Origin of the sequence: Candidatus Contendobacter odensis Run_B_J11, assembly GCF_000531125.1 — a bacterium.
GTDB classification, from domain to species: Bacteria; Pseudomonadota; Gammaproteobacteria; order Competibacterales; family Competibacteraceae; genus Contendibacter; species Contendibacter odensensis.
The window spans coordinates 1-14,199 of sequence record NZ_CBTK010000171.1; the positions used below are offsets into that span (position 1 = coordinate 1).

General features: G+C 60.8%; 18 protein-coding genes and 1 pseudogene. 7 read left to right on the forward strand and 12 right to left on the reverse strand.

The features are described from left to right. Nucleotides 1-36: 36 nt before the first annotated feature. A complete protein-coding gene (locus BN874_RS26440; RefSeq protein ID WP_081756331.1) occupies nucleotides 37-288 on the reverse strand; it encodes a transposase in 252 nt (83 codons plus the stop codon). A gap of 128 nt (nucleotides 289-416) precedes the next feature. Between BN874_RS26440 and BN874_RS26050 the strand changes: the two genes are divergently transcribed. Then, the gene (locus BN874_RS26050; protein ID WP_051497735.1) at nucleotides 417-1,310 is read left to right on the forward strand and encodes a methyl-accepting chemotaxis protein; all 894 of its coding nucleotides are present in this window, start codon (nucleotides 417-419) and stop codon (nucleotides 1,308-1,310) included. Next, nucleotides 1,288-1,602 carry a methyl-accepting chemotaxis protein gene (locus BN874_RS26055; RefSeq protein WP_051497736.1) on the forward strand — a complete coding sequence of 105 codons (315 nt, stop codon included), beginning with the start codon at nucleotides 1,288-1,290 and terminating at the stop codon, nucleotides 1,600-1,602. The genes BN874_RS26050 and BN874_RS26055 overlap by 23 nt, the downstream gene beginning before the upstream one ends. A 46-nt stretch (nucleotides 1,603-1,648) precedes the next feature. On the opposite strand, the gene BN874_RS11280 is transcribed toward BN874_RS26055, so the two are convergent. The 3 genes from BN874_RS11280 to BN874_RS11290 form a co-directional block, all read right to left on the reverse strand. Continuing rightward, on the reverse strand, nucleotides 1,649-3,031 hold the full coding sequence (locus BN874_RS11280) for a DegQ family serine endoprotease (protein ID WP_081756332.1): 1,383 nt from the start codon (nucleotides 3,029-3,031) through the stop codon (nucleotides 1,649-1,651). 96 nt (nucleotides 3,032-3,127) lie between these two features. Further along, nucleotides 3,128-4,099, reverse strand: a complete 972-nt coding sequence (locus BN874_RS11285) for a DnaJ C-terminal domain-containing protein (RefSeq protein ID WP_034433316.1) — start codon at nucleotides 4,097-4,099, stop codon at nucleotides 3,128-3,130. A 55-nt stretch (nucleotides 4,100-4,154) separates the two neighbouring features. Next, the gene (locus BN874_RS11290; RefSeq protein ID WP_034433319.1) at nucleotides 4,155-4,601 is read right to left on the reverse strand and encodes an Hsp20/alpha crystallin family protein; all 447 of its coding nucleotides are present in this window, start codon (nucleotides 4,599-4,601) and stop codon (nucleotides 4,155-4,157) included. Nucleotides 4,602-4,726: 125 nt separating this feature from the next. On the opposite strand from BN874_RS11290, the gene moaB reads away from it, so the two are divergent. The 5 genes from moaB (at nucleotide 4,727) to BN874_RS11315 (ending at nucleotide 8,185) form a co-directional block, all read left to right on the forward strand. Continuing rightward, nucleotides 4,727-5,245 (forward strand): molybdenum cofactor biosynthesis protein B, encoded by a 519-nt coding sequence (moaB, locus tag BN874_RS11295; RefSeq protein WP_034433321.1) that lies wholly within the window; start codon nucleotides 4,727-4,729, stop codon nucleotides 5,243-5,245. Nucleotides 5,246-5,257: 12 nt separating this feature from the next. Next, entirely contained in the window at nucleotides 5,258-6,214 is a 957-nt protein-coding gene (gene rssA, locus BN874_RS11300) for a patatin-like phospholipase RssA (RefSeq protein WP_051497737.1), read from the forward strand. A gap of 22 nt (nucleotides 6,215-6,236) precedes the next feature. Beyond that, a complete protein-coding gene (purU, locus tag BN874_RS11305) occupies nucleotides 6,237-7,088 on the forward strand; it encodes a formyltetrahydrofolate deformylase (RefSeq protein WP_034433323.1) in 852 nt (283 codons plus the stop codon). 10 nt (nucleotides 7,089-7,098) lie between these two features. Next, the gene (locus tag BN874_RS11310; RefSeq protein ID WP_034433325.1) at nucleotides 7,099-7,788 is read left to right on the forward strand and encodes a sulfite exporter TauE/SafE family protein; all 690 of its coding nucleotides are present in this window, start codon (nucleotides 7,099-7,101) and stop codon (nucleotides 7,786-7,788) included. Nucleotides 7,789-7,879: 91 nt separating this feature from the next. Next, on the forward strand, nucleotides 7,880-8,185 hold the full coding sequence (locus tag BN874_RS11315) for a hypothetical protein (protein ID WP_034433327.1): 306 nt from the start codon (nucleotides 7,880-7,882) through the stop codon (nucleotides 8,183-8,185). Between the two features lie 346 nt (nucleotides 8,186-8,531). Here BN874_RS11315 and BN874_RS26450 read toward each other — a convergent pair. The 8 genes and pseudogenes from BN874_RS26450 to BN874_RS11350 form a co-directional block, all read right to left on the reverse strand. Further along, nucleotides 8,532-8,666: pseudogene (locus BN874_RS26450) on the reverse strand (IS1595 family transposase); the annotation flags it as partial. A gap of 246 nt (nucleotides 8,667-8,912) precedes the next feature. Beyond that, on the reverse strand, nucleotides 8,913-9,275 hold the full coding sequence (locus tag BN874_RS11325) for a hypothetical protein (protein ID WP_154724884.1): 363 nt from the start codon (nucleotides 9,273-9,275) through the stop codon (nucleotides 8,913-8,915). Nucleotides 9,276-9,323: 48 nt separating this feature from the next. Then, nucleotides 9,324-9,593, reverse strand: a complete 270-nt coding sequence (locus tag BN874_RS24515; protein ID WP_154724885.1) for a hypothetical protein — start codon at nucleotides 9,591-9,593, stop codon at nucleotides 9,324-9,326. A 431-nt stretch (nucleotides 9,594-10,024) separates the two neighbouring features. Beyond that, nucleotides 10,025-11,365, reverse strand: a complete 1,341-nt coding sequence (locus BN874_RS11335; protein WP_034433333.1) for an ArsB/NhaD family transporter — start codon at nucleotides 11,363-11,365, stop codon at nucleotides 10,025-10,027. 11 nt (nucleotides 11,366-11,376) lie between these two features. Next, nucleotides 11,377-12,402 carry an amino acid ABC transporter substrate-binding protein gene (locus BN874_RS11340; RefSeq protein ID WP_034433335.1) on the reverse strand — a complete coding sequence of 342 codons (1,026 nt, stop codon included), beginning with the start codon at nucleotides 12,400-12,402 and terminating at the stop codon, nucleotides 11,377-11,379. Nucleotides 12,403-12,557: 155 nt separating this feature from the next. Further along, nucleotides 12,558-13,226, reverse strand: coding sequence for a potassium channel family protein (locus BN874_RS11345; protein WP_034433337.1), 669 nt, complete (start codon nucleotides 13,224-13,226; stop codon nucleotides 12,558-12,560). Between the two features lie 239 nt (nucleotides 13,227-13,465). Further along, on the reverse strand, nucleotides 13,466-13,642 hold the full coding sequence (locus tag BN874_RS24520) for a hypothetical protein (protein ID WP_154724886.1): 177 nt from the start codon (nucleotides 13,640-13,642) through the stop codon (nucleotides 13,466-13,468). A 14-nt stretch (nucleotides 13,643-13,656) separates the two neighbouring features. After that, complete coding sequence (locus tag BN874_RS11350) at nucleotides 13,657-14,154, reverse strand: hypothetical protein (RefSeq protein ID WP_051497739.1); 498 nt, start codon at nucleotides 14,152-14,154, stop codon at nucleotides 13,657-13,659. Between the last annotated feature and the right edge of the window lie 45 nt (nucleotides 14,155-14,199).

Below are 14,199 nucleotides of genomic sequence, written 5' to 3' on the forward strand. Positions count from 1 at the left end.
GCAATTGGCGTCTGATCTCCATGCCCCATCAACCGGTTAGATATATGTGCAATCGACTGCCTTCCAAACTGGTTCGTCTGGATTCAGTTCAGGCGAATGGGTGGGTAGAAAAAACATCCGAATTTTTTGGCGATTTGCGCGGACAAAAGCTCTGACTTCTTTAGAACGATGAAAAGAAACATTATCGGCAATGATCAGCAGTGGACGGGTGCGACCTTCCAACACTTTTCCTCCTGTAAATTTTCCTGTGATCGGAATTGTGGGGCAGGCAGGTAAAATGAATATCACTTGGTTGGATCAATAGGTTAGATGCAGTCAACGCCTTAGCCTGGCGCTGCTAACCCTCGCCATCACAGGAAAATTTACAGGACCAATTCGAGCGTACCCTGGCCGAGTGGGAACAGGTTTCCAAGGAGGTGCTGGCCCTATTGGCGCAGGACTCGGCGGCTGAGCGCCAGGATGCGATTGATATCTCGCTCAGCGAGGGCGACGCCAAGTTTGAGGCGGCGCGGGATATTTTGAACAAGCTGACGGAATTGCGCCTGCACGGCGCCGAAGCATTCGCCACGCAGGTACGGGAAACGGTCGCGCAGACCACTTACTGGACGATAGCCGTATTGACCGGTTTGCTGATCGTGGGAGGATTGATCGGATTTCTGCCAGCCCGCTCGATGGTTCGCACCCTCAACCGAGTCGTGGTAGGGGCTGAACAGGCTGCGGATGGTGATCTAACTGCGCGGGTGCAAGTAGATACCCAGGATGAACTGGGCCAAGTGGGAACGGCCATCAACCACATGATGGAGCGTTTTCATCACAGTATGGCCCGGATTCAACAAACGATTCGCCAGACCACCGAAGCCTCCAACCAGTTGGCAGATGGCAGTGAACAGCTTGCCGGTGGCGCCCAACGGCAAGCGGCCTCTCTGGAGGAAACAGCGGCTTCCCTGGAAGAAATGACCGGCGCCGTGAAACAGAGCGCCGATAACGCCCGCCAGGCGAATCAAATGGCGACGGTCACCCGATCGAGCGCAGAACGGGGTGGGGCGGTGGTGCAGGAGGTGGTGAATTCGATGCAGGCGATTACGGTGGCTTCCAAACAGATCGCCGCGATCATTACGACTATTGACGAGATCGCGTTTCAGACCAATCTGCTGGCGTTGAATGCCACCGTGGAAGCGGCACGGGCCGGCGAACAGGGACGCGGTTTCGCGGTGGTGGCCGGCGAGGTGCGCAAGTTGGCGCAGCGCAGCGCCGAGGCTTCCAAAGAGATCAAGAAGCTTATCGGGGATGGATGCAACCGCCAAGGTTGAAGCCGGGTCAGGGATGGCGCGGCAAGCAGGTGAAGCGCTGGGTGAAATCGTGGCCGGCGTAAAAAAAGTGGCTGATTTGATCGCCGAGATCAGCGCCGCCGCCCAAGAACAGGCGCTAGGCATCGAACAGGTGAACAAAGCTGTTATCCAGATGGATTCGGTGACCCAGCAGAACGCAGCGCAAACTCACCGGTTTTCTTCCATCGCCAAGGCTGTGGCGACGCAAGCCATGGAACTGCAAGGCCAGGTTGATCAGTTCAAGCTCAGTGGTCAGGTCATCGCACCGGGCTAACCGGCCCCGAACGGTTTTTTAAACCCGAAGCGAAAATCCTGATGGCTTAACGCAACGCCAGCAGCAATTCTTCCTGGCCACGCACCAGATTGATCAAGAGCGCATCGCTGCCGGCAGCAAGTTGTTGCAATTCAGTGGTGCTGGCGATGCGCTGGCGGTTGACGCCGACGATCAAATCGTTTTTGCGTAAGCCGGCTCGTGCCGCAGGACTGCCGGATTCAACCCTGGACACCAGAACCCCCTGCGTCCGCCCCCCCAATGGCGAATTCGGCCCGATTTCCTCAAAGGAAGCGCCCGCCAGCCGGGGATTGATCGCATCGCCTTCCGTTTTGGCCGGCACATATTCGCCCACCTTGGCCTCCAGCATCAGCGGCTTGCCATCGCGCAAAATCTCCAGCTTCACTGAAGCACCCACCTCCAGCAGGCCAATGCTGTTGCGCAGACTGTTGCCGTCACGCATCGGTTTGTCATTCACACTCAGCACCACATCGCCTTCCTTCAACCCTGCACGGGCGGCGGTTGAACGCGGGCTGACCTGGGCGATAACTGCGCCCTGATTTGCGGGGATGTTGAACGCCTTCGCCAAATCCGGGGTGAGATCCTGCACCGATACCCCCAACTGGCCGCGCCGCACCGAGCCATGGGCGACAATCTGATTCATCAGCCGCGACACCATGTTGGCCGGGATGGCGAAGCCGATGCCGACATTGCCGCCGCCGGGGGCGATGATGGCGGTGTTGACCCCAACCAGCTCGCCCCGCAGGTTGACCAGCGCCCCGCCGGAATTGCCGGGATTGATCGAAGCATCGGTCTGGATGAAATCTTCATAGCCCTGAATGCCCAGACCGGTACGGCCCAGCGCGCTGACGATGCCCGAAGTCACCGTCTGGCCCAGCCCAAACGGATTGCCGATAGCGACCACGAAATCGCCGACCCGCAACCCATCGGTATCGGCCAGCGGCAGGGCGGTAAGATTGTTACTGGGAATTTGGATCACCGCTACATCGCTTTCCGAATCAGAGCCGATGACCTTGGCTTGGAGCTGGCGACCGTCGCGCAGGGTGACCGTGATGGTGTCGGCACCGTCCACCACATGATGATTGGTGATCACATAGCCACGGCGGGCATCCACCACCACCCCCGAACCGACGCTTTGCGCCTTGCGCTCACGCGGTTGTTGGTCGGGGACGTTGAAGAAATGGCGGAAGAACGGATCATCCAGCAACGGATTACGCCGTTGCGCGACTCGGCTCTCAGTGGCGATATTGACCACCGCCGGCGTGGCCCGCTCCAGCATCGGCGCCAGCGTCGGCAGCATCTGACCGTCTACCGCAGCGGGCAACGCGGCCGTGAACGCAGGTGGAAAGGCACCGCTCAGGCCCAGCACCAGCAGGCCCATCGGCAGCAAACAACGGCGAACGCTCATCATGGGAAAGCCCCCTATTCCGGACAACAGATATGCAAAAATTCTAGCCTAAGACCCGGTAATCACCGGAGTATTGCAACGATTGAAAGCAATGCTGTCTCAAGTTCCCCAGTGGGCGCGTGGGTCAAACGGCAGTTCTTGTGCCATGCGCTGGAACAGTTCCCGCGCCGCTTCGGTATCGGCGGGCGGATTGACGAGGCGTAACATCATGATCTGATCACCGGGCGGCTGGCCGGGCAAACCCCGCCCACGCAGCCGCAGTTTCTGTCCATTGCGGGCGTTGGCCGGAATGTTAATCGTGACCGATCCGCCTAAAGTGGGCACCTCCACCTTGCCGCCCAGCGCCGCTTCCCACGGAGCCAGCGGCAGTTCCATGGTGATGTCACGATCCTGCACCGAGTAAAGCGGATGTGGTTTGATCTTCATTTCCAGATACAGATCGCCGTTGGGACCGCCGCCGCTACCGGCGTTACCCTGACCAGCCAGCCGGATTTTCTGGCCGTTCGCAACCCCAGCAGGAATTTTGATGTTCAAGGTGCGGCTGCGGGTGGTGACTCGTCCACTGGCATCCCGTTCTGGCACTTGCAGTTGCAGGGCACGATTGCCGCCGTGATAGGCTTCTTCCAGGCTGATTTCCAGCGGCACGGTCTGGCTCTGGCCGGAACTCTGGAACCCGCTACGCCCACTGGCGAAACCGCCCGGTGCGCCGGCGAAACCGCCGCGCCCGTGCAGGTTGCCGAACATCGATTCAAAGAAGTCGCTGAAATCCTGACCGCCGAAACCGTCAGCGGGACGACGCGGCCTGCTCGATCCGCTCTGCCAGCCGGGCGGTGGGCGAAAGTCCTGTCCCGCCTGCCAATTGCCGCCCAGTTGATCGTAGGCTGCACGCTTCTCAGCGTCGCGCAACACCTCGTAAGCTTCGGCGACTTCCTTGAAACGCTCCTCGGCACGCGACTCCTTGCTGACGTCGGGATGATACTTGCGCGCCAGCCGGCGGTAGGCTTTCTTGATGTCCTCCGCCGATGCATTGCGGGCTACGCCGAGGATTTGGTAGTAGTCCTGATATTTCATGCTGATTCTGCGCAGTTAAGGACGCCGGCAGGGATCGCCCCGCCGGCTGGAGGAGTTAGCCTTCGACCTGGATGGTCCGCGACACGGTATGCATCTGCTTGGGAATACCGATTTCCAGTACGCCATGAGCGCTGCGGGCGGCGATTTTCGCCAGATCAGCGGTATCAGGCAGGCTGAAGCGACGATAGAAACTGCCGCAGGGCCGTTCGACCCGGCTATAACCTGCACGATTTTCGCGAGTCTCGCCGGGACGGTTGCCACGGAGGGTCAGAACGCCGTTTTCGGCGATAATCTCAATCTCCTTGGGGTCCACGCCGGGAATATCGGCGCGTAGCACATAGCGGTCTTTCTCTTCCTTGATGTCCACAGCGGGAATCCAGTCGCAGGTGGCTACGCTGGATTGATCTTCGCTGGAGGCGTAAGGCTCCAGTAGCCGGTTCAGTTCCCTGCGTAGATGATGCATGTGCTGCCAGGGTTCGTAACGATTCGGATTCGGATTCATAATCAAAACCTCTGTTGAGAACGAGTTGGTGTTGTTTCTCAGATAGGGCCACCGGGCGCTATTTCAAGCGGCGACCCGCTATATATTCCTGCTTTTAACCAACTGAATGCCGATGGAGATGCTCGATGAGCAACGCTGAATTTCTACCGCTGGCGATAGCGGTACTCACCGTGTCCGATAGCCGAACCGAAGCGGATGACGCCTCCGGGCAAACTCTGGTGGAGCGGTTGACGGCAGCCGGCCACCAGTTGGCGGATCGGGCCATTATTCCCGACGATATCTATCGTATCCGGGCGGTGGTATCCGGCTGGATCGCCGATCCAGCGATCCACGTCATACTCATGACCGGTGGCACCGGCATGACCGGGCGCGATAGTACGCCGGAGGCGATCCGGCCATTGCTGGACAAGGAAATTGACGGCTTCGGCGAACTGTTCCGTATGCTGTCATGGGAGGAAATCGGCGCATCGACCCTGCAATCGCGGACGCTGGGTGGGCTGGCTAATGCGACGTTCATTTTCTGCCTGCCTGGTTCAACCGGCGCTTGTCGCACCGGTTGGGATCGCATCCTGCAAGTCCAACTGGACGCCCGCACCCGGCCCTGCAATCTGGTCGATCTGCTGCCACGACTGCGGGACCGGTAGTAAGGAAGAACCATGCAGCGAAAAAACCGACTCGGCATCGCCCTTGGCAGTGGCTCAGCGCGTGGCTGGGCACATATTGGCATTCTGCGGGCGCTGGAACAGGCGGGCATCGTCCCGGATGTGATAGCCGGCACCTCGATTGGAGCGCTGGTCGGTGCGGCCTACGCCAGCGGTCGGCTGGACCGGCTGGAGGAGTGGGTGACGCAGATCGACTGGTGGGAAATCATCCGTTACATGGACCTGCGTCGCGGTGGGGTGGAGGGTGAGCGGCTGATGCGCGCATTCCGCGAGCGGGTGGATGATGTGCCGATTGAATCCTTGACTAAGCCCTTCGGCGCGGTGGCGACTGATCTGCATACCGGGCGTGAAGTCTGGTTCCAGGACGGCTCATTATTGGAGGCGGTGCGAGCGTCTATCGCTCTGCCAGGATTGTTCAGCCCGGTGCGGTATCGGGGCCGCTGGCTGGTGGACGGTGGGCTGGTAGACCCGCTGCCAGTTTCACTCTGCCGGGCGATGGGGGCGGATCGGGTGATCGCGGTAAATCTGAATGGTGATATCGTCGGCAAGCATTTTGGCGGACGACTGCAGCGTCTGACGCCGCCGAGTCCGTTACTGGCGCGGCTGAGCGCCAGATTGCAGGCGGTGTTAGGGAATCACAGCCGTTCGGTGGACGACTCGGAGGCAGACGATCCGCCGGGGCTGTTTGAGGTCATGGCCGGATCAATCAATATCATGCAGGATCGCATCACCCGGGCACGGCTGGCCGGCGATCCGCCAGCCGTGGCTTTATCACCCCGGTTGGCGCATCTGGGTCTGATGGATTTCGACCAGGCCGGCGCGGCCATCACCGCCGGCATGGATTGTGTGCGGCTGCACCTGCCGCTGCTACGGGATGTGCTGGATTTGCCGGATGTTGCGAATTCAGAGGATGCAGCTCCCTCTCCCGCCGGGAGAGAGAGGTTTCTGTAAAACTGCCTATTGAAGATATTTCATGCCAATTTTTCGCTACATTTTGACGATTGCCTGCCCGGATCAGGTAGGCATCGTGGCCGCCGTATCCAACACGCTGGCCGCTCATCACGGTAACATTGTGGAGTCGAGCCAGTTCAGCGACACCGAATCGGGTCGGTTTTTCATGCGGCTGGTGTTCGATCTGGATGCGGCTACCGAACCGATGCTGCTGGCAGAGTTCACCCCACTGGCCCAGCATTTCGGCATGGAGTGGCACCTGTACGACTCGCGCCGGCGGCCACGGGTGATGCTGCTGGTCTCCACCGCTGAACACTGTCTGAACGATCTGCTGTATCGGCATCGCACCGGCGCGCTGCTGATGGACATCACCGCGATTGTGTCCAATCACCGCGAGCTGGCTCATCTGGCGGAGTGGCACGCGATTCCCTACCACTATCTGCCGGTCACAGCGGCGACCAAACCGGAGCAGGAGCGACAAATCCTGGAACGGGTCGAACAGACCGGGACTGAACTGGTGGTGCTCGCCCGCTACATGCAGATTCTGTCGCCGGAACTGTGCCGGGCGCTGGCCGGGCGAGCTATCAATATCCACCATTCCTTTCTACCGGGATTCAAGGGCGCCAAGCCTTATCACCAGGCGTATACCCGTGGGGTCAAGCTGATCGGAGCGACCGCGCATTTCGTGACTGCTAACCTGGACGAAGGGCCAATCATCGAGCAGGAAGTAGAGCGGGTGGATCATGCCCAGACCCCGGAGCAATTGGCGGCGGTGGGCCGGGACATTGAGAACATCGTGCTGGCGCGGGCGATTCACTATCACCTGGAGCGGCGGGTGTTTCTGAACGGCAGCAAGACGGTGGTGCTGCGGTAGCACCGTTCCAATGACTAACCTGATTGATTTTCTCGCTGCTTTCCTGATTGGGTTGACCGGCGGCGTTCACTGTTTCGGGATGTGCGGCGGCATCGTCGGGGCGCTGACGCTGGGTTTGTCGCCGCTGCCGGGTCATCCGCTGTGGGCACAGTTGCCATATCTGCTGGCCTACAACGCCGGTCGGATCGCCAGTTATGTGACTGCCGGAGTGCTGGCTGGCGGCGCAGGAGGGTGGATGACACATCTGGCGTCGGCACATCGCGCCCAATTAGGTCTTCAGATTTTTGCGGGCCTGTTCATGATCCTGCTGGGACTCTACCTGGCTGGCTGGTGGCCGATCCTGAGTCGGTTGGAACAGGCGGGCGGTGTCCTGTGGCGACGGATTGAGCCGTTCGGTCGGCGGTGGTTGCCGGTGCGCACTCCCGCTCAGGCTTTTGGAATTGGGCTGGTGTGGGGCTGGCTGCCGTGCGGACTGGTTTATAGCGTGCTGGTGTGGGCCATTAGCGCTGGCGGAGCGTTGAATGGCGGTTTGCTGTTGCTCTGTTTCGGGCTGGGTACCCTGCCGATGCTGTTAGCGATGGGCGCGTTTGCGGCGGCATTGACGGGATTTGTGCGCCATCCGGCAGTGCGCTCACTCGCCGGGGCGCTGGTGATTCTGTTCGGGGTTTATGAAATCAGCGTGGCGGTGCGCATGGGGTGAGAGAGCTGGCCCCGGAAAATAGGACACGCGCTTAAGTGAAGTTTCTGTTCTGATCACCGGCCCTTTGCTGGGCCGATCACGGAGAACAGAGATGAAAAGAACGAGAAGAAACCACTCGGCAGTCTTCAAGGCCAAGGTGGCCTTGGCGACGCTCAAAGGCGACAAGACCCTGGCGGAATGGGCGGAACCGTTTGAAGTTCATGCCAACCCGATCACCCAATGGCAGATCCCACTCCAGGAACGGGCCAGCGCGGTGTTCGCTCCGGCGGCAGAGCGGAGCGAATCCGCCGGGCCGGACGTGAAGGAACGCCAGGCCAAGATCGGCCCGTGGGCGATGGAAAATGATTTTTTGGCCACTGCGCTCGGTCGCCTCGGCGATGCGAGCGCGAAACGCTGATCGACCGATCCGATAAACGCCCTGTAGCGCGCCCGTGCGAATGACGGAATCTGTCGCGCTCGTCGGTCTACTCTGTCCCACCGCCGATCTCCGAGGGTGATCGGGCGCGGATGCGGCGGATCGACGAGCTGCACCTCAACTACCCGTTCGCGGGGGCGCGGATGCTTCAAGACGTCTTGGGCTTGGAGGGCGTCCCGGTCGGCCGCCGTCACGTGTCGACGTTGATGAGGAAGAGGGGCATCGACGCGCGGTACCGGCGTCCGAACACTCGCCGCAAGCAGCCCGGCAATCCGGTCTTCCCGTACCTGTTGCGAGGCTTGGACATCAGCAGGGCGAACCCGGTGTGGGCCAAGGCGACTTTAGCCCAGTCGGTCAGGGCCGTACAGGTTAACCCCGGGACCGGGATCATTTTGGTATAGAGCGGATGCCCCTGGGCATTGAGGGAAACTGCGGCAACGAAAGCGACTTTGTTTTCCGAACCGTTGCGTAAACCATGGTCTTTTATTCCATAGCTCACTTCTTGCTTCAACGAGGTTGCCCAAGGGTACGGCTTGGTTTTCGCCACTCAAATTCCCCACGGGTGGGGAACTTTACGCTGATGAGGCGACCGCATGTTCCCCCAGGTCTCACGCCCTCTCTGCAAGCGTTACTTTCCGCCCAACTGGCGGTAGGTTCCTGAGAACAGCCAAGATTTTTAAATGAAAGCCCATGAAAGTCAATAAAGTTTTCAGTAGCTGTCAACCCCGGCCGACTTTGCCACCGACCCGTTCACCGCCCAAATAAGCGTCGTCCACCCGCACCTCGCCACCCAGGAGGTACTGGCAATACTGTTGAAGTAAGCGGTTGCCATTCGTTTGGCTTTATCAACCTGCCCTTTGTTAATGGTTTTTTTGGAGACACTGGGTTGCGAGGGTCGTGGGATTTTGGGTCGGTAATAGCGCACCCGGGCGCTCTCGTTGAGGAGTTCGGTGAAGATCATCAGGGCCCGTTCAGGACATTTTGGCGTCAGGACAAAGGCTTCTTCGGCCAGGGTGATCACGGCATGTTTGAATTGGGGTTCGACTCCTGCGGGATGATCCGGATCGGTCATCAGGGCTGTTAACAGCCGAGCGATGACCGCCCCGATCAAAATGGCGAATCACTCTTGACGAATGCCATTCTCGGTCGGGCTATGGAAGGTTTCGAGGTCGAGGGAGGTTTTCTCGTCGTGATAATGGATTTCCACTGCCCAGCGTCGAAAATAGAGCGCGGTGATGGCAGCGGTGGGAAAACGGACGGGATCCTCCAGGTGGGTAAGGAGGACGGAGAGTTCCCCATCGGGACTGCGCAGTCGCAGGGCGCGCAGCCGAATCGGTCCGGCCTGCGGGGGCTGGAGGGTGATCGTGGCCTCCGCTGGGCCGGATCGCACGAAGGCTTCAACGGCGGGAAAGGTGGCCGACGCCGGACAGCGGATGAGCCAGTCGCCTGGGTAGTGGTGATGGAGGGGGTTGACGACAGCCGGTGCGGGATCAACTGCAGAAAAGCGTCAAGAAGGGAGGAAAGGTGCATGGATTTTCAAACCAAGATTGGCGCCATTGATGGGGTATCCTAGAATTAATATTAAACGAATTCAATAGGATATAAATACATTGGACACATCATCGCGTTAATTCAACAGTATTGCCCCCGCAAGGGGGGAGGGAGTTTTAGCGGGTCTATTCATTTGAGGAAATCGCCTTGGTTGCCGACGCCGCTAATTCGGATATGGCACTGGCGGCATCCAAGGCCGGGCGTTGGCACCCACCGTCAGCAACGATAGGGAACCATCGACGCCGGTGGTCCATGCATCCGGGGAAGGGACTAGCCCAACATCGCGGCCAGCGCCAGGACATAGAGCGCCCCGACCGACAGTTGCACTACCGCGATCGGCAACCCGATACGCAGGAATTGGATGAAGCTCACGCGCTGGCCCTGCGCCGCGCAGATACCGACCGCTACGACGTTGGCCGAGGCGCCGATCAGCGTGGCGTTGCCGCCGAGGGTGCCGCCGAACATCATCGCCACGAACACCGGCAGAGTGACGTTGGGCCAGTCGGTGAAACCGGGAGCCAGCGCGATCTCCGGAACCGCCTGGGCCGCCACCAGATAGCCGGTGATCATTACCAGCGCGGCGGCGACCACCGGGATGTTGGCCAGCAGGCTCGACAGAATGCCAATGCCGGCCAGCGACAGAAAAGCCACCGGCATTAAATCGCTCCCAAACCAGTGATAGAGCTGGATTGACAGTCCTTGCAGCAACTCGGTCTTGATGAACGCCTGGACCAGGGTGAAGATCGCGCCCAGAAACAGAATGGTTTTCCAATCGACGTCGCGGATCACCTCACCGACCGGCTCGATGCGCACGCCATAGACCACGAGCAGCGCCAGCGCCGCGCCGATGATCGCCACCTGGGGCGGGATGATGCGGGTCGGCAGGGATTCCCCGACCAGGAACAGAGCCACCATGATCAGGAGTACGAACAGCGCCAGCGCCAGGAAACCGGGGCGCTCGATAGTGATCGGTGGACGCTCGGCGGGCAGGGTCACCCGCGTCGCCCAGATCTTCGGCAACAACCATGGTAGCAGCGGCACGACCGCCAGCACCGCCAGCACGCCGCCCAGGCTCACCATCCGCAGATAATCGATGAAGGACAGCCCGATCGCCTGGCCGACCAGAAAGGTGGCGGGGTCGCCCACCAGCGTGAGCATCCCGGCGGCGTTACTGACGATGGCGGTGATAATCAGCGGCCCGACGAAATCCACCTTGAGCGCCTGGCAAACCCCGACGATGACCGGGGCGACCAGGATAACGGCGGTCGCGTTCGGCAGTACCGCGCACAAGGGGGCGACCAGCGCGACAATCAAGAGGAGCAACCGTTTGCCGCTGCCGCCGGTGGCGCGGAGGAACGCATCACCGATCCACTCGAAGATTCCGGTCTTACCGATCACCCGCGCCACTACCATGCCACCGAAGAGCAGGGAGAGCGGACCGCCGGCGGTATGCACAATCGGCATCAGATCGCTGCCGTCGAGGATCCCGAACACGATCAGGACGCTGACCCCGAGCAGGGCGGTCACCGTCATATCGATCAGGTCAAACGCGATCAGGAGGATCACGGTGACGAAGACGCCGATGGTGAGATAAATCTGAAAGTCGGTCATCCGTGCGTTGCTCAGTCGAGCGGTGGGGCATAGTGGAGTCCGCCCTGGGTCCAGAGCCGGTTGATACCGCGCTCGATCTTGAGTGGACTGTCGCGCCCGACGTTGCGCTCGTACATTTCGCCATAGTTGCCGGCGGCTCGCAGGGCCCGTATCCCCCAGCCGGTCTCGATGCCCAGCGAGCGGGCGATGATGTTCGCCTCCTCGGCGGTCCGCCGCACCAGGGGGTTCCGGTTCTCCGCGATGACCGCATCCAGGTCGCCGCGCGTGACGCCATATTCCTCCGCGAGGATCAGGATGTTCAGAACCCACCGGATCACCGTGGCCCACTCCGGATCGCCGCCCCAGACCGCGGGGCTGAACGGTTCCCTAGAGATGCGTTCGGGCAGGATCACAAAGTCCTGAGCATCTTTGGGTGCCCGCAGGTGCATGGCGGCCAGTAGACTCGCGTCCGAGGTGTAGGCGCGACAGCGACCGGCAAACAAGGCTTTCGCAGCCTCGGGAGCCGAGTCGATCACCAGCGGTTTCACCGACCAGCCTTTGGTCTCGAAATAGGCCTCCAGGCTGCGCTGGTGCGTCGTTCCCCTTTCCACGCAGATGGTCGCGCCATCAAGGTCGGCGAGGGTCGCAATCTTGGCCGGGACCAGAAAACCCTGACCGTCGTAGAAGAGGATGCCGGGAAACTGCACCTTCAACACTGCTTCGCGGGTGAGGGTCCAGGTGGTGTTGTTCAGCAACAGGTCAATCCGGCGCGTCTGCAGCGCGGGGAAACGGGTCGAGGCGAGCAGCGGCACGAGATCGACCTTGTCCGGGTCCCCCAACACCGCCGCCGCCACCGCGCGGCAGAAGTCCACGTCGAACCCGTGCCAGCGTCCGTCGGCGTCCTGCTCGGAGAAGCCTGGAATACCCTCGCTGACCCCGCAGCGCAGTTGCCCGCGGGCCTTAACCCCATTCAATACCTCGGCGGCCTCGACCTGCGGCAGGACCGCGAACGCCAAGACCAGCAGGGCGGCACAACAAACCGTCCAGTCGATTTTCATCCAGGGACTCCGGGAGAGGTGAGTGTTGACATTGAAGAGAGCGTACCCGCGCTATCCTGGATGCCATGATTCTCGGGCAGTTTCGGTTTGAAGGGCGGAGTATGGCGTCAAGTATAGCCAATGGGACCACCGTAGGCCGGCGACAGAACGCACGTCTAGTGCCGTTCATTGGTGGCGAGGAATTTGCCGACCAGCATGGCGATGAGTATCGTCATGTACAACTGGCCGGAAAGACCGATCAGGATCGCCACGGACCGGGTCAGGTGGGAAACGGCCATCACGTCGCCGTAGCCGACGGTCGTCAGGGTAATGAACGACAGATACAGGTAGTCGCTGTATTCCGGCGTGCCTTGGTCGGGAAGCAGGATGCCCGCGCTTTCCGCGCCATGGAAAAACATGTGGGTGCCGTTCGCGATGCTGAACAGGGTCGCGCCGAGTACGCCCAGAAGCACGTACCCGTTGACCGAGCTGAGGATGATGGTCGGCGTCACGACCCGGCTGCGTGCGATGTGGCGGATCATCAGCACCACGATGACCGCCAGCGTGACTGAGGAAGTGCCGAAATCGATCAGGGACATCCAGTCGGTCTCGATGTAATGATGGATCCACGTGGTTGCGGCCGTCAGGCTCGCCAGCGGCAGCAGGACCATCCGGGAGCGTGCGGAAAACTCGAGCGAGTAGATGCCCGAAAAAAAGATCCCGGTGAGCAGCAGGTCGCGGACCAGCGAATTGTCCTTCTCGAACAGTGGGTAAAACAGGATCAGGGCCAGCAGGCAGACCAGCAGGATGATGTTGTTGCCGGCGAGACGTTCGGGATGCGTCATGCTGTGGGTTCCGCTTGAATAATTAGTTAGGCGACGCTATCTCTAATGGACATCGGCAGCCTCGACCTGCGGCAGGATCGCGAGCGCCAAGACCAGCAGGGCGGCACAACAAACCGTCCAGTCGATTTTCATCCGGGGCCTCCGGGACAGGTGAATGCTGACATCGAGAGAACGTACCCGTGCTACCCATCAGGGTACAGCGTGCATGACCCCAGAGCAGGCCGTCTCACGCGGCACCGTTAGAACCGCATCCTGAACGTCGCACCGAGCAGAGGCGCGGGATCGAAGGACTCCTCACGCAGCGTGTTGCCGCCGGAATCTTCGACGCGCAATTCACCCCCGACAATCACCCCCGCGTACAGGAAAAACGACGCATGGTCGGCAAAGTCGGCGGACAGGCGGAGGAAGACCGGCACACCCCGTTTCTCGCCTACACCGTCCGGACGCGGCCACCAACCAGCGGATCGACCCAGGTCTCGCTCGCGCCGAAGTTCTGGCCCGCGAGCAGGCCGGGGGCGAGGGATACGTCGAGGTCTACGGAGTTGACCCGGAAGCCGGCCATCAGGTCGACGGCGACCGGGCCGCCCTCGAAGACCCGATAGCCGGCATAACCGCTCAGAATCTTCGCTTCTGTTTCGATCTCCGCTCGCGAAAAGAGTACGCCGAGCGGGGTGGGGCGGCTTTGGGAGAGGTTGGCGTAGACCAGGTCGGCGATCAGGCTCCAGCGACCGTTGCGTGCTTCGAACGCGCCCATGAAGGCAAGATCGAGATCGGAGAGTACGTCGCCGATGCTTTTATCGACTTCAACCGTTCCCCAGGCCGTCTCGACCGAACTGGTGAGGCCCGGCGTCCAGGCGTAGGGCGAGAGCGCGAAGCTCCAGCCCGAATCCTGCGCCAAGCCGGCGTTGCGAGCGCGACCGCCAGGCATGCAACTGCTACCTTCATTAGCCGATAGTTCCGCTATTCATCGTCT

Coding starts and splice junctions, on each gene's coding strand:
- BN874_RS26055 (WP_051497736.1), top strand. CDS start 1,288: ATGGATGCAACCGCCAAGGTTGAAGCCGGGTCAGGGATGGCGCGGCAA.
- BN874_RS11280 (WP_081756332.1), bottom strand. CDS start 3,031: ATGATGAGCGTTCGCCGTTGTTTGCTGCCGATGGGCCTGCTGGTGCTG.
- BN874_RS11285 (WP_034433316.1), bottom strand. CDS start 4,099: ATGAAATATCAGGACTACTACCAAATCCTCGGCGTAGCCCGCAATGCA.
- BN874_RS11290 (WP_034433319.1), bottom strand. CDS start 4,601: ATGAATCCGAATCCGAATCGTTACGAACCCTGGCAGCACATGCATCAT.
- moaB (WP_034433321.1), top strand. CDS start 4,727: ATGAGCAACGCTGAATTTCTACCGCTGGCGATAGCGGTACTCACCGTG.
- rssA (WP_051497737.1), top strand. CDS start 5,258: ATGCAGCGAAAAAACCGACTCGGCATCGCCCTTGGCAGTGGCTCAGCG.
- purU (WP_034433323.1), top strand. CDS start 6,237: ATGCCAATTTTTCGCTACATTTTGACGATTGCCTGCCCGGATCAGGTA.
- BN874_RS11310 (WP_034433325.1), top strand. CDS start 7,099: ATGACTAACCTGATTGATTTTCTCGCTGCTTTCCTGATTGGGTTGACC.
- BN874_RS11315 (WP_034433327.1), top strand. CDS start 7,880: ATGAAAAGAACGAGAAGAAACCACTCGGCAGTCTTCAAGGCCAAGGTG.
- BN874_RS11325 (WP_154724884.1), bottom strand. CDS start 9,275: ATGACCGATCCGGATCATCCCGCAGGAGTCGAACCCCAATTCAAACAT.
- BN874_RS11335 (WP_034433333.1), bottom strand. CDS start 11,365: ATGACCGACTTTCAGATTTATCTCACCATCGGCGTCTTCGTCACCGTG.
- BN874_RS11340 (WP_034433335.1), bottom strand. CDS start 12,402: ATGAAAATCGACTGGACGGTTTGTTGTGCCGCCCTGCTGGTCTTGGCG.
- BN874_RS11345 (WP_034433337.1), bottom strand. CDS start 13,226: ATGACGCATCCCGAACGTCTCGCCGGCAACAACATCATCCTGCTGGTC.
- BN874_RS11350 (WP_051497739.1), bottom strand. CDS start 14,154: ATGCCTGGCGGTCGCGCTCGCAACGCCGGCTTGGCGCAGGATTCGGGC.